The following is a 19,619-nucleotide window of genomic DNA, read 5'->3' as shown; positions in this document are numbered from 1 at the left end:
GTCGGTGACCGCGCCACTGCCCAGGGCGGACGCCAGCCCGGCCAGGGTGTCACTCCACCTGAGGGGTCCGGGACAGCGGGATGGTGGCCTCCGCGGGCATCGGGGCGATGCGGCTGTTCGGGTCGGTGAGCAGTGCGATGTGCACGTCACCGAGCGGGGTCGCCTGCCGCAGTTCGGCGGTGACGTCACCGGGCAGCCGCACCGAGGCGCGAATGTGGCCCACACCTTCTCAGCGAAATACCGGCCCTGACAACCGGTCAGGAGGTCTCCCCGAGGTCCTGACCGGTCGCGCGACGCAGCGCGCCGGGAACCTCCTCGGGTCGCACGACTGCGGCAAGGGGTATCAGGCCGAACGATCCATACCTCGTCGGGCCGTGGATTCAGCGCGGCCCTCAGGGCTCCATAGGTGTCGATCGCGTCGATCTCGAGAACATGGATGGGACCGACGTCGGCAGGCAGACACGCCGCCAACCACGGCGGGGGCGTCGCACAGCAGCGCGCCCGGCGCCGCAGTCAAGTGGGCGGTCGGTCGGTGGTCGTGTCGGCCGCAGCAGGGTCGGGTCCGGTGTCGTCAGCGCCGAATCGGGGTACCAATACGGCTCGGACAGCCTGCCGCGCGTAGTCGACCCGTAAGCGGCTAGTTGGAGACTGAGCCGGGCTATCGAGCAAAGGCGGTATCCGGGGTCTAGCGTTGTTGCCATGGTGAGCAAAGAGATTGTGGTGACGGTCGGTGAGGAGGACTGGCACACCTTGATCGATGCTGCCGAGGCCGCGGGCATGTCGGTGGAGGCGTATGCCTCGTGGTGTATTCGGATCATCGCGGTGCAAGCCCGCCCGGGCGGCGGAAAACGGGCAGGCGAATTCAGTCAGTCGAAAGCGGTGAAGCGCGCGTCGAAGTTCGACGACGAGTCCGAGTCGGCCGCGTGGGCGGAAACGTTCACCGAGCGGTTATCGCATCGCGCTGATCGCAATTCCGAGAACTGATCCGCGACTGTCGTTACCCACCTTCGTGGACCAACTGAGCAGAACCTCGCGACTTGCATTGTTCGATCTCGACAACACCCTGATCGATCAGAGCGGCGCCTACTCCCGGTGGGCCGCTGAATTCGCCGAGCGTCACCGGCTGGGAGACGATTCGATCAGCTGGCTCACCAATGCCCCGAAGACCTTCCCTGGCCCGAAGGATCGGTTGCTTGCTCAGGCCAAGGCCCGGTTCGGGCTCCTCGACAGTGTCGATGAACTGTGGATGCAGTATCGGCGCAGGATCCCGGAGTTGGCACGCACTCGTCCCGGTGTTCTCGAAGGTCTCGCGCGTTTGCGGCGCGAGGGGTGGATGGTCGGCATCGTGACCAACGGCGCCGTGGACAACCAGCTTGGCAAGATTCGCCGCACGGGGCTGGCCGAACATGTTGATGGCTTTGCCATCTCGGGGGCGGTCGGTGTGCGCAAGCCGGACCCACAGATCTTCGGTCTCGCTGCCCAGCGTGCAGGCGCCGAGACCGCTGAGGGCGGCTGGATGGTCGGCGACGATCCGATCCTGGATATCCGAGGCGGACACAGCGCGGGAATGTCGACCTGCTGGGTCACACACGGCCGCGAATGGACCAGCGGTGAGCCTGGACCTGACGCCAGCGCACAGGACACCGGTGATGCCGTCGACACAGTGCTCACGCTGATGACTGCACAGGAATGATTCCCGTGTGCGATGGTGACGGGCGCTCAGCTCAGTATGAGGGTCGCACCTGATGGTCGCCCTGCCTCATCCTCCGCAGCACCAGAACGCCGCGAGTTCGGTTGGAGTGAGTGCGTCGGCGCAGCCTCGACACCGACCACCTAGAGCCGCCATCGAGGTCGATAAGGGCGGTCGATCCGGGCGGTCGTTGTCCGGACCGGGGAACTCGAATCATGGCCTGTAGCAGCAGTTTCGCAGGCCGGAGGGCATGATTCACTTTCGCCGCCGCGGCGTTGAGGACTTCACTGGGACCCGCAGCTCGACGCCCCACGGGGATCGAGCCGGCCACAGGAAACACACGTGCTGGGAACGCCGTATCCGCTGTCCGGATCTGCACACACGAACGGATCGCTCGCAGTGTGTATTCGGGACCGGTGTCGGGGGGAGCGCGCTCAGCACGAGATCGCAGGAGGAATGGAATGTTGACGAAGTTGATAATGGCGGGGCTCTCGGCGGCCGTGCTGATCGGCATGCCGGTAGGGATCTCAGTGCTGGCTGTCGGCGCCCGGGCGAGCGCGGCAACCGGCGCTGAATATTGCGTAGGCAGCGGTGGCCAGGTCGTGGTGCGGTACAACCAAGAGACTGGGAATCGGTACGAACTGTGCCAGGGCGGCACGCTCGACGGGTGGATCCTCGGGCAACCGATCGCCAACTAACTGCTGCTGCGGGCCGGAGTGACAACTCGGCATCTGTCTGCCGAACCTGCACTCCGGCCCGTCGTCCCACCGACAACCACGAGATTCGTCGCCGAGCCGCCTCTATCGGACCCGCGGCAAGCCTGGAGGGGAAGGCCATGTCCTCGTTCAACGTCACCAATGACGATGGCAAGAGAGTCGATTCCGCCAATCCGAAAGGAGCGCAGGCTGATTCGAATGCGGGCGTTGCTCGCGCCCTTAGATTTCATGCTGCTTCCCAGCAGATCGATGTCTCCGATGTAGAGATCACATTCGACGGCACAACAGGAATCGTCACGCTGTCCGGCTCGGTGCCCTACGCAAGCACCAAGAATAATCTGATATCGGCGATCGGCAACGTGGCAGGAGTAGCCGCTATCGACTCCGACAATCTCGACGTGTCCGGTCCATAGCGGTAGGTGCCCGAACCGTTGTGACCGCTCGACCTGACCAAAGATACTGAACCTCATAATGATTGGCCCCCTACCCGAATACCGGGCAGGGCCGTCGATCGACTGTGTGCTCGCGTCGCGCCGACGCACGACTGCCAGCAGTGCGATTGTGCGTGTACAGGACACGCGGTGAGCGAATTCGGGCCCTTCGATGAATCCGCCTTCGCGCTCAGTCACGCACTGGCACAGGCACTGGTCGCGATTCATGGTGTGGGCGTGGCGCATCACCAGTTTTCGAGGCGGCATGCGTGGCGGGGAACCGGTTCAGCGCAGCGGGCGGAACGCGCGGCGCAGGTCGTCTACCCAGGCGTCGGGGTTCTCCCAGTGGTGTCGGCGGGGTCAGGGTGAGGTTCCGGCAGCCTTGTCACCGGCGGAAAGGAACTCGCGGATCAGCTCAGCGACGCGATCGGGCGACTCGATCATCGGCGTGTGCCCCACGTGCTCGAGGACCGCGGTCGTAATCGTGGGCACCGCCCGGTAGCGCGTCAGTGTGGCATCGACGTTGTAGAAGCGGTCCTCTCGGCCGAAGACGACCAGCGCCGGCAGTGCGAGATTGTCCAGCCGTGCGTCCAACCCGAGCCGCTCGGTCCAGACCTGGCGCCGCTTGATGGATTGGGTGAATGCGGGGTGGTTCAGGCTGCGGGCATCGGCCAGGCCCTGACGCGGGTCGGTGAATGCGGTGGCCATGTCGAAGCCCCGCGCGAAGGCTCGCCGCACCACGCGGTTGGTCACGAACGCAGGACCATGGTGTTGCAGGATCGGACCGATCCACGGGGTGTGGATCATCCATTCTCCCGGTGGCAGTGTTCCGGTGCTCGTATCTGGCCCTTCACCGATCAGCACGAGCCGGGTGATGCGGGTGCTGTGCTCGGCGGTGGCCACGCCGAACAGGCTGCCCATCGAGTGGCCGACAACCGTAACCTCGTTCAGGTTCAACTCGTCGAGCAGCCGCGCATAGAGCCGACCTTGGCTGTCGGGGTCGTAGCCGGTCGTGGGTCGTGCCGATCCGCCGTGCCCGAGCAGGTCCACCCGGATGGTCCGGCATTCCGGCAGGCGGACAACGAGCTGGTCGAACCATGCCGTGGAGGCACCGAAGCCGTGCAGCATCAGCAATGCGGGCCCCTCGACCGGGCCGTCCGCTCGGACGTGCAGGTCGATGCCATCGACGCACATGACGGTTCCCGTGCCGCCTGTTGCCGGCTCGGCGCTGGTGCGCCCGGTCAGATCGCGCATCGACCTGACCAGCCGCCGCCCGCGTGATGGTGTGTTCTTCGTGGTCACGAGCTTTTCCTCACGCGGTGGTCGTGGATTCGAGACCCAGCAGGCGGACCAGGACGGTCCCGATCGTGTCGGCTGGAACGCTGCCCGGATCGGCGAGCTCTTCGATGGCGAGGCCGTTGTTCAGCGCCAACATGGTGAACATGAGAGTGCGGGAAGAGACGGCTGTGCCTGCACCCCATCCGGTGAGTGCTTCCTCGGCCAACTCGGTCAGTTGCCGGCGGTAGTCGCGGCGTTTGTCGACCCATCGCTCGCGTAGCTGGTCGTCGCGGGCTGCGCGAAGCCAGAACTCGGTGAACAGCAGCTGCCATTCGCGGCTGTGCTGCATGGCGGCGGTCATGTGCCGACCGGCCGCGAGTGCGGTCGCCTCGTTGGTGACGGCGAGGTCGGTCTGGGCGAGCATCGCACGGACGGCGGTGATCCGGCCGGTGACCTCTTGATCGAAGAGCTCGAAGAACAGGTCGTCCTTGTTCGCGAAGTTGGAGTAGAGCGCACCGGTGGTGAACCCGGCGGCGGCGGCGACCTGTTGCATGGTGGCTCCGGCGAAGCCGCGTTCGGCAAACACCGTGGAGGCGGCCCGCAGCAGCCGGGCGCGGACCTCGGACCGAGGCGTGCGGCGAGTGACGGGGACTGGGACTGTGTTCATGAGGGCCATCCGGCGTTGGAGTGTGTCTTTCCTGCCCGCAGGAAGGATCCGAAGCGTCGCGTCGTGCCGAACCCGTCGGCGAAGGTGCCGTAGCGGTAAACGAGGTGACCGCCCACGATGGTCGCGGCCACCGCGTCGTCGTTGCGGTTGACCATGCGGGAGACGGGCCCGAGCCCGTCGAGGACCGCTTCGGCGTAGTCGGCCGAGGCCTGCGAGAGCCCGGCGGGGTCGATGACGGCGATGTCGGCGCGGTCCCCCGGACGGAGGGTGCCGGCGTCCACGCCGTACCAGTCACCGAGTTCGCCGGTGAGCCGGTGCACGGCGCGTTCGAGGCTGAGGAACTGGCGACCGTTGTCAGCGGCCTCCTTGACCCGCCGCAGGAGCCGAAGTCCGGCGTTGTAGAACGCCATGTTGCGCAGGTGAGCGCCGGAGTCGGCGAAACCCATCTGGATCTGCGGGTTGTCCGCGATCTTGTCGAGCACGTCGGGACGGTGATTGGCGATCGTGGTTCGCCAGCGCAGGGCGGCGCCATGGGCGACCACCAGATCAAGGAAGGCGTCAGCGGGGTGAATGCCCCGCTCGTGGGCGACGCTGCCGAACGACTTGCCGATCACCGCGGCGTCTGGGCAGTCGACGATGTCGGAGTCGAACAGGTCGCGGTGCCAAAGCTTCGGGCCGAACCGTCGCTCCAAGTCCTTACGGAACCGCCGGCGGTAAGGCTCGGTGTCCACGAGCTTGCCGCGCTCGATCGCGTCACGCACGTTGAGAGCCGCAGCGCCGGAACCGAACTCCTCGAAGACGACCAGGTCGATGCCATCGGCGTATACCTCGAACGGCACCGGCAGATGCTGCCAGCACAGGTCCGAGGCGATAGCCCGATTCAGCAAGGCCGTCGCCTTGGTCATCATCCAGATCAGCTTCGGGTCCGCCTTGAGATCTGCCGCGGTGAGCATCGTGGTCTTCAAGGGCGCCCTGCCTCGACCAGCGCTTTGAGCGAAGAACTTGACGATCTCGCTCTTGCGAGCAGCGTTGGGCGTGCACTGGTGCACACGCCCGTAGTCGCGGAGCACGCGGTTCAAAGCCCGATACTCACTCCAGGTCGCATAGGTGGAGGGAAGTTGGCGTGAGGGGTAGCGCACGCCGTCCAGCTTCGAGAACGAGCTCCTGATGGTCGACAAACCCAGGAAGCCGGCGTCGAGCGCATCGGTCAGCATCGCGCGCATCCGGTCCAACTCCGCAGCGGTCGGTCGTTCGCCTGGATCGGTGGCCCGATCCAGACCCATGACGGCCGCGCGAATATCGGAGTGCCCGATGAGCGCGGCGATATTGGGTCCCAGCGGGCCAGACTCGAGTGCCTCCACGTAGCTGTGTGGATTTGTCCAGGTCTGACGTTGTTCGACCGCCGAATGGACAGCGTCCCACGGCAGCGCTTCGACGCGTGAGAACAGATCCGCGCAGTCCTCGGGCGAGGCGTACACGGTGGACAGCGAGCAGTTCCCGAAGACCACTGTGGTGACGCCGTGGCGCACCGATTCCGAGAGCCCGGGGGCAACCAGCACCTCGGCGTCGTAGTGAGTGTGGACGTCGATAAGGCCCGGCATAACCCACAGGCCCGCAGCGTCGACGACCTCCGCCCCGTGTGTAGCCAAAGGCTCGGCGCTTATCGCCGCCACCCGTCCCGCACGTACTCCTACGTCGCGAATCGCGGGTGGGGCACCGGTTCCGTCGAAGAAGTATCCGCCCCGGATCACCAGATCGAAGTCATCCATGACGTCGCCCCCTCAATTTCGATAACGTCCGTTATTCAGTAATGAACGTTATCGAAGGTCGCTTGGGGTCGTCAAGATGGCCATCCGGCTGTGCGCCCGCCTGGTCGTACCCGAGAAAGGTCCGAGCGACAGGCACGGCAGGCCGGACAGGTCCAGGGTTCTGGAGGACTCTGTCCGACAGCCGAGGTGGCACGTTGACCTGCGATCGCTGGGTTATGAGCCAACGAGGACCCGTCCCGCACGGTCCCTCTATGTTCCGATGAATCCATTCTGTGCTGGTCAGCGGGGTTACGTTCGTCCGTGCTGTCCGCGTCGTGTCACCCGGCCCGCTGGATTTCGCGATGTCCGGTTGCCAAATTCGTTGCCAAATTGGGCGGATTCGGCTGGCGGAGCCTCCGGACGTACCGACAAGGCCGGGCATCACCTGCGGCAGCAACGATCGAATGACGCCGAGTGTGCTGCCGTCGACTGGTCGGCAAGGCTGTGTTGTGCGGTGCGGAGCAGGTGAGTTCGCACTCGATTCCACTGTTCGCTCTCGAGTGTTCGACCGTGCGGCGGGTTTGCGACAAGCAGGCCCTGGATGGACTCCACAGCGGTGAATATCCATCCCTGCACTGGGATCGGCGATGTGCCGTCCGGGGTCAGCTGCACTGCTATGTCTTTCACGACCACCTGCACCTGATGTTCCAGTGCACATAACTGGCCGGAGAGTTGCCGATCGGCGCGCGCAGCGACCCATAATTCGATGGTGGCGGCGAATAGCGGGCCTTGGTGCAGTCGCCAGAGCAGGTCGAGTAGTTGCTCGAGGGTTCCGCCGGCACAGATATCGCGAAGTTCCCTCGCGGCCACTTCGATTCGCACCTCACTCAGATGCTGGACGGCGGCGGTGACCAGGTCCCTATGCGAGGGGAAGTGATGAGTCAGCGCTCCACGCGAGAGGCCCGCCCCGCGAACGATCCGAGTACCGGTGGCGTCATGGAAGCCGTTCCTCGCGAGGCAGTCGATCGTTGCCCACACCAACTGTTCCCGGGTGCGGGCACTACGCTGCTCCTGCGACCTCCGTGCGCCGCGTCGCGGCGGAGATTGCGGTGTCGGCACCGCCTCGGTCATCGTTGTCTCTCGCGCTTGGAACGCGGTCAGGAATACATGGATTCGATGACGGTCGCGTAGGCGGTCGCGATCGGCTTGCGCTTGAGCTTGCCGGTGGGGGTCAGGTAGTCGCTCCCGGGCAGCCAGGGGTCGGCGACGATGGTGAAGCGCTTGATCTGCTCCACTCGGGAGAGTTTGGCGTTGGCCGCGTCGATTCCGGCCTGAATATGGTCGCGCACCATCGAATTCGCGGCCAGGGCGGCCGGTGTTCGTTCGGGCAGGCCGTGTTTGTCGGCGAAGGCCGCGGCGGCGTCAGGGTCCAGGCTGATCAGGGCAGTGATGTAGGGTCGCGCGTCACCGATCACCGCGACCGAGCCGGCCAGGGCGCAATTGGTCGCCACGGTGTTCTCGATATTGGTGGGGGACATGTTCTTCCCGGACTGGTTGACGATGATCTCCTTCTTGCGATCCACGATCGAGAGGAACCCTTCGTCGTCCAGCAGGCCGATGTCGCCGGTATGCAGCCAGCCATCGGAATCGATTGTCTCGGCGGTCTTTTCGGTATCATCGCGGTAGCCACGCATGACCATCGGGCCACGCGCCAGAACTTCGCCGTCGGCTGCCAGTCGGATCTCCGCGCCCGGCACCGGCTTGCCCACGGTGCCGAGCTTGATCCGGTCGGGCCTGGTGATGGTCAGTCCGGCGGTGCATTCGGACTGCCCGTACGCCTCGCATACCGAGATACCGAGGCCCAGAATGAATTCGTGCGCCTCGGGCGAGATCGGCGCGGCACCACTGACGGCGATGCGCACCCGGTCGAGACCCAGCTTGGTCCTGATCTTCGAGAGCACCAGCCGATCGGCGAGCGCATGCCGCACCGCCAGTGACAATCCGGGAGCCCGGCCCTGGGAGAGCAGCCGTGCCCGGGCCCGTCCGACGCCGAAAGCCCAGCTGGCCAAGGCTCGTTTGGCGGTGTTCGGTTCTTCCGCGATGGCGGATTCGAGCGCTGCCTTCACCTTCACCCAGACGCGCGGCGCGGCGACGAAGGCCGTGGGCCGCACCTCCCCCAGGGTCGCCACCACCTGCTTCATGTCCGCCAGGGTGGTGACCTGTATTCCGCTCAGCAGATTCGCGTAGTGCGCGAACCAGCGATTGGCTGCGTGGGCGTCGGGGAGGTAGGAGATGACCCGGTCATGCTGGTCGATACCGCCGAGTTCATCGAGGATTCGGGCATTCTCGATGAAGTTGGCATGCGTCAGCTCAACGCCTTTGGGCGGCCCGGTGGTGCCGGAGGTGTAGACGATGGTGAGCAGATCATCCGGTCGCACCGACCGCCAGCGTTCCTCGAAATCTAACCCGTCCGCCGCGCGCGCTTCCAACTCGTCGAGCCCGATGGTCCCCTTCGGGCTACCGTCGACGCAGACGACATGCTCGACCTTCCCGCCGATTTCCTTGGCTGCCAATACCACCGGCACGAACTGCCGCTCGCAGATCACCACCCGATTCCCGGCGTTGCCGTAGAGATAGGCCAGCATCTCCGGCGGATTGGTGTTGTACATCGAGAACGGCGTCGCCCCCGTATGCAGCGTCGCGGTGTCGCACAGGTGGAACTCCGGCCGATTGGTCAGCATCATGGCCACCGTGTCCCCCGGCCCGATTCCCAGACTCGCGAGCCCGGTCGCGATGGACCGCACCCGATCTCGGTACTGCCGCCACGTCACGGTCACAGTGTCGCCCGGCGTCCGCAGCGCCACCGCGTCGGGATGGCGTGCGGCGGTCGCCTGAAACGCTTCGACCAGGGTGCGCGGTGCGGTCTTATTCCCCATCAGATCAGATCCTTCATGCGGCGTGGGACACCCGGCTTTCGAAGTCGAGTATCAGCTCGGTCAGTGCTCGCGGCTGGTCCAATTGCGGGCAGTGGCCGGAGCTTTCGAGAATGCGGACCTGCGAGCCCCGGTAGTGGGCGCAGGCTCGGTATGCGGCGGTGAACGGGATCAGGCGGTCGTCGCGGCCGTGTACGAAGAGCAGCGGGGAGGGATCGCCCGGCGGGAAGCCCGCGTCGAATTCGGCGAGCAGGGCGCGACCGGCCGCCAGGACATCGCCGAGTCGCTCGGCGCCGCGGAGGAAGTCCAGGAAGTGCCGGGCATCCATCGTGTCGACACCACGACCGCGGAAGTAGACGGTTCGTTCGGCTGCCCGCAGGGCCACGCGGGTACGAAAGGCGCTCCGCGGCAGCCGCATTCCGGCGAGCACCGACTCCGGCGGGCCGTACGGTCCGACCGATGCCGAGATCAGCGAGCGATAGCCGAACCCCGGAATGTCGACCGGGACTGCCACCTGGACCGGCAGCGCGGGATTCAGCGCGGCACGCAGGGTGAGGCCCGCGCCCATCGAATTGCCTACCAGGACAACGCCTTCCGTACCCGCGTGCGCCTCGATCACGGCGGCAACGAAAGAATCCAGGCGCGGCAGAATGGGCTCGCCCACCCGCCGGTGGTGAATCGGCGGCAGGTTCACGGCGATCGCGCGCCGACCGGCCGCCGCGAACCGGTCGAGCACCAGCCGCCAGGTCTGCGCCCGGTCGAATACGCCGTGCAGCAGCACGATCGCCGGGCCTGTTCCCTCGCAGTACAGTTCTGTCGTCCGTGCACCGTCATAGGTGCGGGTGCGCTCGAGTGCTGGGGTGGGATCGGGTGGCGTCATTGCCACACTCCTCATCCTGTTGTCCGGCAAGCTGTTTCGCATGTCGGGTGCGGAGCCGCCCGCGGCGCGTGGAGCGGCTCCGCGCCCTCGGCTCGCTACTGTGCGAGCAGTCCCTTGGCAATATGGGTCACCTGCACCTCATTGCTCCCGGCGTAGATCATGAGCGACTTGGCGTCGCGGGCCAGCTGTTCGACCCGGTATTCGCTCATATAGCCGTTGCCGCCGAAGAGCTGTACGGCGTCCATGGCGACCTCGGTGGCGGCCTCGGAGCTGTAGAGCTTGATCGAGGACGCCTCCGCCAGGCTCAGCGGCTTACCGGCCGCCGCCATCTCCAGGGCACGAAAGACCATGTTCTGCACATTGATTCGCGCGATTTCCATGCGCGCCAGCTTCAGCTGGATGAGCTGGAATTCGCTGATCTTCTTACCCCACAGCTCACGGGACTTGGCGTAATCGATGCACAGTCGCTGGCACTCCTCGATGATGCCCAGCGACATCGCGCCGACCCCGAGGCGTTCGAAGGTGAAATTGGCGCGGGCGCTGACCCGGCCGTCGCCGCCCTTGTTCTCCTCGGTCTCGCCGAGCAGGCGATCCTTGCCGAGCCGCACATTGTCGAAGAACAATTCGCCCGTCGGCGAGGAGTGCATGCCCATCTTGCGGAAGGGCTTGGACTGGGTCAGTCCCGGCATGCCCTTGTCCAGGACGAAGGTCAGCACCGGGCGGGTGCGTCGATCGGTATTGCTGCCGTCGTCGAGCTTGGCGTAGACGACCATGATGTCGGCGAAGGGGCCATTGGTGATGAAGGTCTTCTGGCCATTGAGGAGGTAGTCGTCACCGTCGCGCTTCACGGTGGTCTTCATGCCGCCGAAGGCATCCGAACCGGCATCGGGTTCGGTGATCGCCCAGGAGCCGACTTTCTCGAAGGTCAGCAGATCCAGGGCCCAGCGTTCCTTCTGCGCGGTGGTGCCGCGGCTCATGATGGTGGTCGCGGCCATGCTGACACTGACCCCGGCGGCCGTCGAGACACCCATGGCGACCTTGCAGATCTCGCCGAAGGCGACCAGCGCCATGGACAGCTGCTGGCCTCCGCCACCGCCCTGCCGTTTCTTGCGCTCGGGCAGGTCCGCGCCCGCCGCGAGGGCCGCCGCCGTGGCCTTCTCCCGCTCGATCGTCTTGGTGAATGTGTCCCGCGCCATGGCGTCGACACCGAAGGCCGCGAACATCTTCCGAATGATCTCGTACGGCGGGAGATCGCCGTGCTCGAGTTCGTCGACGTGCGGGCGGATCTCCTTGTCGACGAACGACTTGATGGCGTCACGGATCATCAGGTCGGTCTCGGACCATTCGATCATGGCGTACTCCTTTGTACGGGAGGGTGATTCAGTTGGGGAGGCGGGCGGCGATATCGTCGATCAGCCAGGGACCGTCGGTTTCGATGGTCTTGACGTCGTGCCAGCCGGCCAGGGTGGAGATGGCCCCACCCTGCACCGCGAAGACCTGACCGGTCAGCGGGCACTTCTCGGTGGCGAGATAGGCGACGATGGGCGCGATATTGGCCGGCGAGAAGTAGTCGTACTCACCAGGTTCCAGCTCCGCGGTCATGATCGCGCCCATGCCGGGAGTCGCCTCGGTGAGCCGTGTGCGCGCTATGGGGGCGATGGCGTTCACCCGCACGCCGTAGCGTTCCAACTCGTCGGCGGCGACCAGGGTCAGGGCGGCGATGGCGGCCTTGGCCGCACCGTAGTTGGCCTGCCCGGCATTCGGCACCGTCAGCCCCGACCCGGAGGCGGTATTGATCACCGCCGCCACCGGCTGATTGCCCGCCTTGCTCTGCGCCTTCCAGTATTCCGCGGCATGCCGCAACACCGAGAAGTGGCCCTTGAGATGCACATTGATGACCGAATCCCATTGCGACTCCGGCATTCCGGCAATGAAGCCGTCGCGCAGGATACCGGCATTGTTCACCACGACATCGAGGCCGCCGAACTCCGTGATCGCCTGATCCACCAGCTCTTTCGCACCATCCCAGGTGGCGACATTGTCGGTGTTGGCGGCCGCGCGGCCACCGGCGGCGAGGATCTCGTTCACCACCTCCTGCGCGGGGCCGATATCGGCGCCCTCGCCGGTGTTGCTGCCGCCGAGATCGTTGACGACGACCGCCGCACCTTCCGCGGCGAACAGCAGCGCGTGCTCGCGGCCGATGCCGCGGCCCGCGCCCGTAATGACGGCGATACGCCCGTCCAGTGCACCCATCGTGCTACTCCTTGATTGCGAAAGTCTCAGTGCGCGAGGCACATAGGAAGTGGTGCCGCCACGACGCACGGTGCGAGTTCACGTGCGCCGCGGCGAGCTCGCTAGTCGGCGATCTCCGCCAGACCGTCGGTGATGACGAATTCCGAACCGCGCGCGGTCTCGAAGGCGTAGGTGGTCACGCCGTTCTCCGAGCCGGTGCGCCAGATGCGGGTCTCCAGATCGTCGCCCGGCAGCACCATCTTGGCGAAGCGCACCGCGAATCGCCTGAGCCGGTTCACATCCGAGCCGCCGACCTGGGTCAGCACGGCCCAGGAGGTGAAGGCCATGGTGCAGAGCCCGTGCGCGATGATGCCGGGCAGACCGGCGTCCTTGGCGACCTCTTCGTCCAGGTGGATCGGCATGGGGTCACCCGAGGCCGGGGCGTAGCGGAAGGTCTGATCCGCGTCCACGTGCTGCACCAGCGTCGCCAATGGCGGCTGGTCGCGCAGGTTCGTCTCGAACTTGTGGCCCGGTGTCAGTTCGCCCTCGGCCTTGCCCACATCGTGACCGCGGAAGAACATGGTCACGAACTGTTCGTTGACGAGTTCACCTGTCTCGGTACGGCATTCGATGTACACCGCTGCACGGGTGCCATTGGGCAGACCCTCGTAGCCGGTCATCTTGGCCCGCGAGATGAGCACATCGCCGGGCTTGATCGGCCGGTGGAAACGGAAGTCCTGCTCCCCGTGCACACCTCGGCCGATGAGCGCCATGGGCACCACGTCCAGGGCCGGACCCAGCATGGAGTCGAAGACCGGCACGATGGCGAAGACCGGTGCCGCGAGGTCACCGCCGCGGTGCGCCGCGATCGGATCGTTGGTGGCCTCGGCGTAGGCGATGAGCCGTTCGCGTTCGACCTCGAACTTCTCCTCATCGGACCAGACATTCAGTCCGGCGTCGTCGAAGGCCAGATTCTCTTCGGACATAGTCGAATCCGCCGATCAGACGGTGGCGAGGGCGTCGAGCTGGGAGACGGACTTGTCCAGCTGAAGGCCGAAGTCCTTGGCGACCGCCTTGCCGAGCGCACCCTTGATGAGCGCGCCTTCGAAGTCACCGATGACCGAGAACTTGGAACCGGCGGGGGCCGGCTCCACCAGGAACGAGAACTCGACCTTGACGCCCGCCATGCCGGTGCCCGCCATGGTGAGCTTGGCCTGCTCCTCGTAGGCGACGATGTCCCACTCGAGCTTGTTCGCCATGCCGAGCATGACGATCTTCTCGACCAGCTTGCTGCCCTGGCTCAGGGTGGCCGGAGGCTCGGCGAGCCAGCCCGCGTGCACGGTGAACCACTTGTCCCAGGTCTGCGGGTCCGAGATGACGGCCCACACGGCCTCGGGGGTGGCGTTCAGGTCCTTGGTGGATTCGACGTGTCCCATGATTGTTCTCCTTGCTGCGACGAATGAAGGTGGGGTCAGCGCTCGGCGCGCTGGTAGGCGGTGACGACGGCCGCGCCGCCGAGCCCGATATTGTGTTGCAGTGCGGCGGTGACGTTCTCGACCTGACGCTTCTCGGCGGTGCCGCGCAGCTGCCAGGTCATCTCGGCGCACTGCGCCAAACCCGTTGCGCCCAAGGGGTGTCCCTTGGAGATGAGTCCGCCCGAGGGGTTGACGACCCATTTGCCGCCGTAGGTGGTGTCACCCGCGTCGATCAACTTGCCCGCCTCGCCCTCGCCGCACAGGCCCAGGGCCTCGTACAGCAGCAGTTCATTGGCGGAGAAGCAGTCGTGCAGTTCGATGACCTGGAAGTCCTCCGGACCGAGGCCCGACTGCGTGTAAACCTGCAGTGCGGCTTGCACATTCATGTCATAGCCGATGATGTTCTTCGCGGTCCCGTCGAAGCTGGACTCGAAGTCGGTGGTCATGGCCTGACCGACGATCTCCACGGCCTGCCCCGCGAGCCCGTGCTTGTCCACGAACGCCTCGCTGGCCAGGATCGCCGCGCCGGAGCCGTCCGAGGTCGGCGAGCACTGCAGCTTGGTCAGCGGGTCGTAGATCATCCGCGAGGACAGGATGTCCTCGAGTGAGTACTCGTCCTGGAACTGCGCGTACGGGTTGTTGACCGAGTGCTTGTGGTTCTTGTACCCGATCTTCGCGAAATGCTCTGCGGTGGTGCCGTATTGCTTCATGTGCTCGCGACCGGCGGCACCGAACATCCACGGCGCGGGCGGGAACTGCACCTCGGAGATCTGCGCCAGCTTCTCCATGTGATTGCCCATGGGCTGTTCGCGGTCGTTGAATGTGGTGCCGAGCGAGCCGGGCTGCATCTTCTCGAAGCCCAGCGCCAGGGTGCAGTCCGCGAGACCGCCCTTGATCGCCCGCGCGGCCAGATACAGCGCGGTCGATCCGGTCGAGCAGTTGTTGTTGACATTGGCGACCGGAATTCCGGTCATGCCCAACTCGTACACGGCCCGCTGACCGGAGGTCGACTCGCCGTAGACGTAACCGACGTACGCCTCCTGTACCTGGCGGTAGTCGATACCGGCATCCGCGAGCGCCTTGGTTCCCGACTCCCGCGCCATGTCCGGGTAGTCCCAGTCGCTGCCGTCTTCGTTCTTGCGGCGACCGGGCTTCTCGAACTTCGTCATGCCGACACCGATGACGAACACTCTGTTGCCCACGGCAAGCTCCTCCACGTCGAATAGCTGTGTCGAAAACGCTATCGGCGGAGGTGCGGGCGTTTCGAGGACCGAACCTGGCAACCCGGGGGACCGAAACGATCATCGACCGCCTGGTAGGTTTCGAGCGGTTCCCAGCCGAGAGGAGCGCAGGTGGGCCGGACCCTCCCCATTCAGTTCGTTCGCGCGACGGTCGAAGCCGCTGCCCGCCGCGATCTCGATATCGGCGCCGCGCTGCACACGGCGGGACTGACCTGGGAGATGTACGGCAACGACCGGGCACGCGTGCTACCGGAACAGGCGTCCAAGGTGGCGCAAGCGCTGTGGGAGCAGACCAATGACGAATTGCTCGGCCTGGGCCCACAACCCGTCCCCCGTGGCGTGCTGCGCATGCTCGGTCTGTCGGTCATCCACTGCGCGGATCTGCGGGCCGCGCTGTCGCGCATGACCGAATTCGCCGCGCTGAGCACCGGATTGCGCGCAACCATCACGGTCGCGGACCCGGGCGTCGTCCGAGTGGAATTCCCCGATCCGCCGCGGCATCGCCTCGACCCGTTCGTCATCTTCGCCGTGCTCACCGGCCTGCATCGCTTCGCCACCTGGCTCATCCGCCGCCCCATCCCCCTGCACTCGGTCGAATTCCCTTTCAGCGCAGAGCATCTGGCCGAGGAATACGGGATCGTCTTCGGAATCCGCCCGACCTTCGGCGCCCCCCGCGCCGCCTTGTCCTTCGACGCCGGACACCTCACCGAGCCGGTGGTCCGCACCGAGCAGGAGCTGAAGATCTTCCTGCGCGACGCCCCCGGCAGCCTGGTCTTCCACCAGGGCGCGACCTACACGAACACCTCCCGAGTCCGAAAGATCCTGGAGCGCAACCCTTCCGCCGAATGGCTCAGCGCCGACGAGGTCGCCCGCCGCCTGTCGATCAGCCCGCCGCACCTGCGCCGCCTGCTGCGCGCCGAGGGCACCTCGTTCCGCACCCTGCAAGAGGAGATCCTGCGGGACCGGGCCATCGAGAGCCTGGTCCGAGGCGAGGAGTCGATCGCGGACCTGGCCGCCCGCCTCGGCTACTCCGAACCCCGAGCCTTCCGCCGCGCGTTCCTGCGCTGGACGGGCAGTACCCCCACCGACTACCGGTCGGCGGCACTGCCGCATTGAAGTATGGCGCGGCTGTTCCGGGCCAGCGAATTCACTCCGAGATCATCAGCAGGCGTGCACCTATCGTGACCAGTGCGTCGTCCACACCCGGACGGGCACTCAGGTGAGGTAGCAACGAAATGTCGTTGATCATGGTTTGGACCGCCTGCACCCGGATTCGGGCGCTGACCGGATCCCAGGCCGGGTGGATCCGCACGGCCAGGTGGACCCATTCGGCGATGTAGTCGTGCTGTGTGGCGCGGGCGCGATGCCGGTCGGATTCGGGCAGGTGCATCGATTCCGAGACGAGCACCTCGATGAGGTCGGGGTTGCCGAAGACGAAGGCTCGGTATCCGGTGAGCACGCGACGCAGGCCATCTCGGGCATCAGCGGCGTCGGCGAAAGCGCGTGCCATTTCCATACGCAGCCATTCGCCACCGCGAAACATGGCCGCGGACAACAGTTCCGACTTGACCGCGAAGTGGTTGTAGACACTCGGTCCGGCGATGCCGATACCCGCGCCGATATCCTCCATGCTCACGCCGGCAAAGCCGTCGCGGGCGAACAGGCGCACGGCCTCGGCCAGCAGAGCCTCGCGGCGCGAGTACATGGTCAGTGCCGGGCGGCGTCCGGCGCGAGCGCGGTGCGCGGCGGGCAGCGTGATCGGAGTGTCGATCACCGCCGTCACGAGTTCGGTCAGCAGCGTGGGCGATTCGGGATCCGGCAGCGAAAGCCGGTGGTGGGAAACGCTGCTCACGACGGCGAGCGCGGACCAGGCCAGCAGCTCGGACTCCTCAACGCCCAGCTCCGGCCGACGAGTGCGGATCAGTTCCGCGACGCCCGATCCGATGCGGTCGAGGAGCTCACGGTGCACACGGCGGCGCGGCACGGACAGCTGACGGGATTCGCGCCGGATCAGGATGCCGATCTCACGGCGTTCGAGCGCGACCTTCGCCATTGTCGCCGCGAGATTCTCGACGGTGGCGGATCGCAAGGCGTCCTCGACGGTGTGCAGCGCGTCGCCGACGACCGCGTCGAGCAGGTCCTGTTTGCCGCGGAAGTGGCGGTACAGGGCGGACGGGCCGATCGCCACCGCCTCCGCGACCTCACCCATGGCCACCTTGGCGTACCCGTTGCGGTGGAACAACTCCGCCGCCGCGCGCACGATCAGCTCGCGCCGGTTCGCGGGGCGGGTGCCGCGCAGCGGTTCACCCTGGGTGCGTGCCGCGGACCCGCTCGCCATCTCGTTGATCTCCGATCCCTCGGCCTGTCACAAACAAGTGATGCTATCGCCCGGTCCCCGTGTGCTGACCGCCCAGCGCCCACATCTTTGGACCATTGACCAATTTATCACGATGCAATATTCACTTAACATCCATCGGCCGGAGAATTCGCATATAGATCACTGAATTTTGCCGCTTTCATCTGGTCTGATGTTGCGGATAATCTAGTGTCACCCTATTCTGTGACCCCAGTTACACTATACATGATTCACATATCGGATTGGGGGCGTCATGGCGACACCCGGCTCCGCGACCGCCGACCGGCCGCCCTCGGCCCGGCAGGTGTTGCGCGACAACTTCTCGAACACCGTGCTGTCGAGTGTGGGAACCTTCGGGCGAGCCATGCGCGGTGGCGTACAGGCCACCGTGATCGGCATAGTCGATCTGGTGCGCCTGCGGTTTCAATGGCGCGAAACCCTCGCGCAAGCGTGGTTTCTCATCACCGTCACCGCGATTCCCGGTGTGCTGATGGCGATTCCGTTCGGAGTCGTGGTCTCGGCGCAGGTGGGCAATGTCGTCCACCAACTCGGGGCGAATTCGCTGATCGGCGCGGCCGGTGGGCTCGGCGTGATCAAACAGGGCGCGCCGCTGGCCACCGGCCTGCTGCTGGGAGGAGCCGGGGCCGCGGCCATCGCCGCCGATCTGGGCGCCCGCACCATTCGTGAAGAGATCGACGCACTACGCGTGATGGGGATCAACCCGGTGCAGCGACTGGTGGCCCCGCGCATCGCGGCCATGCTGCTCGTCGCGCCGCTGCTGAACATCCTGATCATCTTCATGGGCGTGCTTTCCGGGTACATCGTCGCGATCACCGCGCTGGATGTGCCGCCCGGCAGCTACTGGCTGTCGTTCGGGGCCTTCGCCTCCTCCGCCGACGTGTGGGTGTCACTGCTCAAATCGACGGTGTTCGGCTTTCTGGTCGTCGCGATCGCCTGCCAGCGCGGACTCGAGGCCAAGGGCGGGCCGCGTGGCGTGGCCGACGGCGTGAACGCCGCGGTCATTCTCTCGGTGGTGTCGACCGCGCTGATGAATGTCCTGATCACCCAGATCGCGTCCATGTTCCTGCCGACGAGGTTCGCCTGATGACCGCGAGCTCCTACGCACCGCCCGGCCTGCGCTGGGCCACTCGCCTGCGCCATCGCGTGCGGCCCTGGGCCCCCTTCGACGGGCTCGGCTTCATCCTCGCCTTCGTCTGGCAGGTGCTGTCCTCTATTCCGTTGACGCTCAAGCACTATCGCGCCCAGACCATGGTCACGATCACCGATATGACCTGGGGCCGCGGGTCGGTGATCGTGGGCGGCGGCACCGCCGCGGTGATGCTGGTGATGGGCGGCGCGGTGGGCGCGATGATCGGCATCGAGGCCTACAGCTCACTGAACCTGGTCGGCCTCGGTCAGCTCGCCGGTGTCATCTCCGCCTTCGCCAATACCCGCGAGCTGGCTCCGATCGCCGCGGGCGTCGGGTTCGCCGCGCAGGCCGGGTGCCGGATGACCGCGGAGATCGGGTCCATGCGAATCTCCGAGGAAATCGATGCGATCGAGTCCCTCGGCGTGCGCTCGGTGCCGTTCGTGGTCACCACACGGGTGATCGCGGGAGTCGTCGCGATCGTGCCGACATTCCTGATCGCGTTGATCATCAGCTACCTGACCACCGCCGCCGTCATCACCGGGATCCACGGCGAGCCGACCGGCGTCTACAACCACTACTTCGATCAGTTCGTGGTGGCCTGGGATATCTTCTGCGCCACCGTCAAGGTGCTGGTCTTCGCGGTCGCGGTGATCATCATCCATTGCTACCAAGGGTATTTCGCCACCGGCGGCCCCGAGGGGGTCGGTGTGGCATCGGGCCGGGCGATCCGCGCCAGTCTGGTCGCCATCATCACCCTCGACATGATCCTGACCATCACGCTCTGGGGCTTCAGTACGCCCCTGTCTTTCACGGGGTGACCTG

20 protein-coding genes are annotated in these 19,619 nt (G+C 65.9%); 7 read left to right on the top strand and 13 right to left on the bottom strand.

What is annotated here, in order from left to right; translation table 11 throughout:
* Positions 1 to 49: 49 nt before the first annotated feature.
* Positions 50 to 223: a hypothetical protein gene (locus AB0L82_RS33130; protein WP_364645383.1), complete on the bottom strand. Its 174-nt coding sequence runs from the start codon at positions 221 to 223 to the stop codon at positions 50 to 52.
* Between the two features lie 476 nt (positions 224 to 699).
* Between AB0L82_RS33130 and AB0L82_RS33125 the strand changes: the two genes are divergently transcribed.
* The 4 genes from AB0L82_RS33125 (at position 700) to AB0L82_RS33110 (ending at position 2,819) form a co-directional block, all read left to right on the top strand.
* The gene (locus AB0L82_RS33125; RefSeq protein ID WP_364645380.1) at positions 700 to 984 is read left to right on the top strand and encodes a hypothetical protein; all 285 of its coding nucleotides are present in this window, start codon (positions 700 to 702) and stop codon (positions 982 to 984) included.
* A gap of 58 nt (positions 985 to 1,042) precedes the next feature.
* Positions 1,043 to 1,693, top strand: coding sequence for an HAD family hydrolase (locus AB0L82_RS33120; protein WP_364645377.1), 651 nt, complete (start codon positions 1,043 to 1,045; stop codon positions 1,691 to 1,693).
* A 458-nt stretch (positions 1,694 to 2,151) separates the two neighbouring features.
* The gene (locus AB0L82_RS33115) at positions 2,152 to 2,388 is read left to right on the top strand and encodes a hypothetical protein (RefSeq protein ID WP_364645374.1); all 237 of its coding nucleotides are present in this window, start codon (positions 2,152 to 2,154) and stop codon (positions 2,386 to 2,388) included.
* Between the two features lie 137 nt (positions 2,389 to 2,525).
* Positions 2,526 to 2,819 (top strand): BON domain-containing protein, encoded by a 294-nt coding sequence (locus AB0L82_RS33110; protein ID WP_364645371.1) that lies wholly within the window; start codon positions 2,526 to 2,528, stop codon positions 2,817 to 2,819.
* A gap of 378 nt (positions 2,820 to 3,197) precedes the next feature.
* Here AB0L82_RS33110 and AB0L82_RS33105 read toward each other — a convergent pair whose 3' ends face one another.
* The 11 genes from AB0L82_RS33105 to AB0L82_RS33055 form a co-directional block, all read right to left on the bottom strand.
* Positions 3,198 to 4,139 carry an alpha/beta hydrolase gene (locus AB0L82_RS33105; protein ID WP_364645368.1) on the bottom strand — a complete coding sequence of 314 codons (942 nt, stop codon included), beginning with the start codon at positions 4,137 to 4,139 and terminating at the stop codon, positions 3,198 to 3,200.
* A gap of 10 nt (positions 4,140 to 4,149) precedes the next feature.
* Positions 4,150 to 4,782 (bottom strand): TetR/AcrR family transcriptional regulator, encoded by a 633-nt coding sequence (locus AB0L82_RS33100; RefSeq protein ID WP_364645365.1) that lies wholly within the window; start codon positions 4,780 to 4,782, stop codon positions 4,150 to 4,152.
* A complete protein-coding gene (locus AB0L82_RS33095) occupies positions 4,779 to 6,551 on the bottom strand; it encodes an amidohydrolase family protein (protein ID WP_364645362.1) in 1,773 nt (590 codons plus the stop codon). Before AB0L82_RS33095 ends, AB0L82_RS33100 begins: the two co-directional genes overlap by 4 nt.
* A 420-nt stretch (positions 6,552 to 6,971) precedes the next feature.
* Complete coding sequence (locus AB0L82_RS33090) at positions 6,972 to 7,661, bottom strand: TetR/AcrR family transcriptional regulator (protein ID WP_364645359.1); 690 nt, start codon at positions 7,659 to 7,661, stop codon at positions 6,972 to 6,974.
* A gap of 26 nt (positions 7,662 to 7,687) precedes the next feature.
* A complete protein-coding gene (locus tag AB0L82_RS33085; protein ID WP_364645356.1) occupies positions 7,688 to 9,466 on the bottom strand; it encodes a long-chain fatty acid--CoA ligase in 1,779 nt (592 codons plus the stop codon).
* Between the two features lie 13 nt (positions 9,467 to 9,479).
* On the bottom strand, positions 9,480 to 10,343 hold the full coding sequence (locus AB0L82_RS33080; RefSeq protein ID WP_364645353.1) for an alpha/beta hydrolase: 864 nt from the start codon (positions 10,341 to 10,343) through the stop codon (positions 9,480 to 9,482).
* Positions 10,344 to 10,438: 95 nt separating this feature from the next.
* The gene (locus tag AB0L82_RS33075; protein ID WP_364645350.1) at positions 10,439 to 11,695 is read right to left on the bottom strand and encodes an acyl-CoA dehydrogenase family protein; all 1,257 of its coding nucleotides are present in this window, start codon (positions 11,693 to 11,695) and stop codon (positions 10,439 to 10,441) included.
* Positions 11,696 to 11,723: 28 nt separating this feature from the next.
* Positions 11,724 to 12,596, bottom strand: coding sequence for an SDR family oxidoreductase (locus AB0L82_RS33070; protein ID WP_364645347.1), 873 nt, complete (start codon positions 12,594 to 12,596; stop codon positions 11,724 to 11,726).
* 101 nt (positions 12,597 to 12,697) lie between these two features.
* Positions 12,698 to 13,561 (bottom strand): MaoC/PaaZ C-terminal domain-containing protein, encoded by an 864-nt coding sequence (locus tag AB0L82_RS33065; RefSeq protein WP_364645344.1) that lies wholly within the window; start codon positions 13,559 to 13,561, stop codon positions 12,698 to 12,700.
* Positions 13,562 to 13,576: 15 nt separating this feature from the next.
* Entirely contained in the window at positions 13,577 to 14,011 is a 435-nt protein-coding gene (locus AB0L82_RS33060) for an SRPBCC family protein (RefSeq protein ID WP_364645341.1), read from the bottom strand.
* Positions 14,012 to 14,046: 35 nt separating this feature from the next.
* The gene (locus AB0L82_RS33055; protein WP_364645338.1) at positions 14,047 to 15,252 is read right to left on the bottom strand and encodes a lipid-transfer protein; all 1,206 of its coding nucleotides are present in this window, start codon (positions 15,250 to 15,252) and stop codon (positions 14,047 to 14,049) included.
* A gap of 150 nt (positions 15,253 to 15,402) precedes the next feature.
* Between AB0L82_RS33055 and AB0L82_RS33050 the strand changes: the two genes are divergently transcribed.
* Positions 15,403 to 16,407 carry an AraC family transcriptional regulator ligand-binding domain-containing protein gene (locus AB0L82_RS33050; RefSeq protein WP_364645335.1) on the top strand — a complete coding sequence of 335 codons (1,005 nt, stop codon included), beginning with the start codon at positions 15,403 to 15,405 and terminating at the stop codon, positions 16,405 to 16,407.
* A gap of 31 nt (positions 16,408 to 16,438) precedes the next feature.
* Here the strand turns inward: AB0L82_RS33050 and AB0L82_RS33045 are convergent, their stop codons facing one another.
* Positions 16,439 to 17,629, bottom strand: a complete 1,191-nt coding sequence (locus AB0L82_RS33045; protein ID WP_364645332.1) for a TetR family transcriptional regulator — start codon at positions 17,627 to 17,629, stop codon at positions 16,439 to 16,441.
* A 271-nt stretch (positions 17,630 to 17,900) separates the two neighbouring features.
* Here AB0L82_RS33045 and AB0L82_RS33040 point away from each other — a divergent pair, with 271 nt between their 5' ends.
* Positions 17,901 to 18,752 carry an ABC transporter permease gene (locus AB0L82_RS33040; RefSeq protein WP_364645329.1) on the top strand — a complete coding sequence of 284 codons (852 nt, stop codon included), beginning with the start codon at positions 17,901 to 17,903 and terminating at the stop codon, positions 18,750 to 18,752.
* Positions 18,752 to 19,615, top strand: coding sequence for an ABC transporter permease (locus tag AB0L82_RS33035; RefSeq protein ID WP_364645326.1), 864 nt, complete (start codon positions 18,752 to 18,754; stop codon positions 19,613 to 19,615). Before AB0L82_RS33040 ends, AB0L82_RS33035 begins: the two co-directional genes overlap by 1 nt.
* The last annotated feature ends 4 nt before the right edge of the window (positions 19,616 to 19,619 follow it).

Origin of the sequence: Nocardia sp. NPDC052001 (genome assembly GCF_040680615.1) — a bacterium.
Taxonomy (GTDB): domain Bacteria; phylum Actinomycetota; class Actinomycetes; order Mycobacteriales; family Mycobacteriaceae; genus Nocardia.
Note: the sequence above shows the minus strand (reverse complement) of the source record. Positions and strands in the feature narration are given on the sequence as shown.

What these genes read in the sequence shown, in the direction of transcription:
- AB0L82_RS33125 (WP_364645380.1), top strand. Translation starts at nt 700, where the DNA reads ATGGTGAGCAAAGAGATTGTGGTGACGGTCGGTGAGGAGGACTGGCAC.
- AB0L82_RS33115 (WP_364645374.1), top strand. Translation starts at nt 2,152, where the DNA reads ATGTTGACGAAGTTGATAATGGCGGGGCTCTCGGCGGCCGTGCTGATC.
- AB0L82_RS33110 (WP_364645371.1), top strand. Translation starts at nt 2,526, where the DNA reads ATGTCCTCGTTCAACGTCACCAATGACGATGGCAAGAGAGTCGATTCC.
- AB0L82_RS33100 (WP_364645365.1), bottom strand. Translation starts at nt 4,782, where the DNA reads ATGAACACAGTCCCAGTCCCCGTCACTCGCCGCACGCCTCGGTCCGAG.
- AB0L82_RS33095 (WP_364645362.1), bottom strand. Translation starts at nt 6,551, where the DNA reads ATGGATGACTTCGATCTGGTGATCCGGGGCGGATACTTCTTCGACGGA.
- AB0L82_RS33090 (WP_364645359.1), bottom strand. Translation starts at nt 7,661, where the DNA reads ATGACCGAGGCGGTGCCGACACCGCAATCTCCGCCGCGACGCGGCGCA.
- AB0L82_RS33085 (WP_364645356.1), bottom strand. Translation starts at nt 9,466, where the DNA reads ATGGGGAATAAGACCGCACCGCGCACCCTGGTCGAAGCGTTTCAGGCG.
- AB0L82_RS33080 (WP_364645353.1), bottom strand. Translation starts at nt 10,343, where the DNA reads ATGACGCCACCCGATCCCACCCCAGCACTCGAGCGCACCCGCACCTAT.
- AB0L82_RS33075 (WP_364645350.1), bottom strand. Translation starts at nt 11,695, where the DNA reads ATGATCGAATGGTCCGAGACCGACCTGATGATCCGTGACGCCATCAAG.
- AB0L82_RS33070 (WP_364645347.1), bottom strand. Translation starts at nt 12,596, where the DNA reads ATGGGTGCACTGGACGGGCGTATCGCCGTCATTACGGGCGCGGGCCGC.
- AB0L82_RS33065 (WP_364645344.1), bottom strand. Translation starts at nt 13,561, where the DNA reads ATGTCCGAAGAGAATCTGGCCTTCGACGACGCCGGACTGAATGTCTGG.
- AB0L82_RS33060 (WP_364645341.1), bottom strand. Translation starts at nt 14,011, where the DNA reads ATGGGACACGTCGAATCCACCAAGGACCTGAACGCCACCCCCGAGGCC.
- AB0L82_RS33045 (WP_364645332.1), bottom strand. Translation starts at nt 17,629, where the DNA reads ATGGCGAGCGGGTCCGCGGCACGCACCCAGGGTGAACCGCTGCGCGGC.
- AB0L82_RS33040 (WP_364645329.1), top strand. Translation starts at nt 17,901, where the DNA reads ATGGCGACACCCGGCTCCGCGACCGCCGACCGGCCGCCCTCGGCCCGG.
- AB0L82_RS33035 (WP_364645326.1), top strand. Translation starts at nt 18,752, where the DNA reads ATGACCGCGAGCTCCTACGCACCGCCCGGCCTGCGCTGGGCCACTCGC.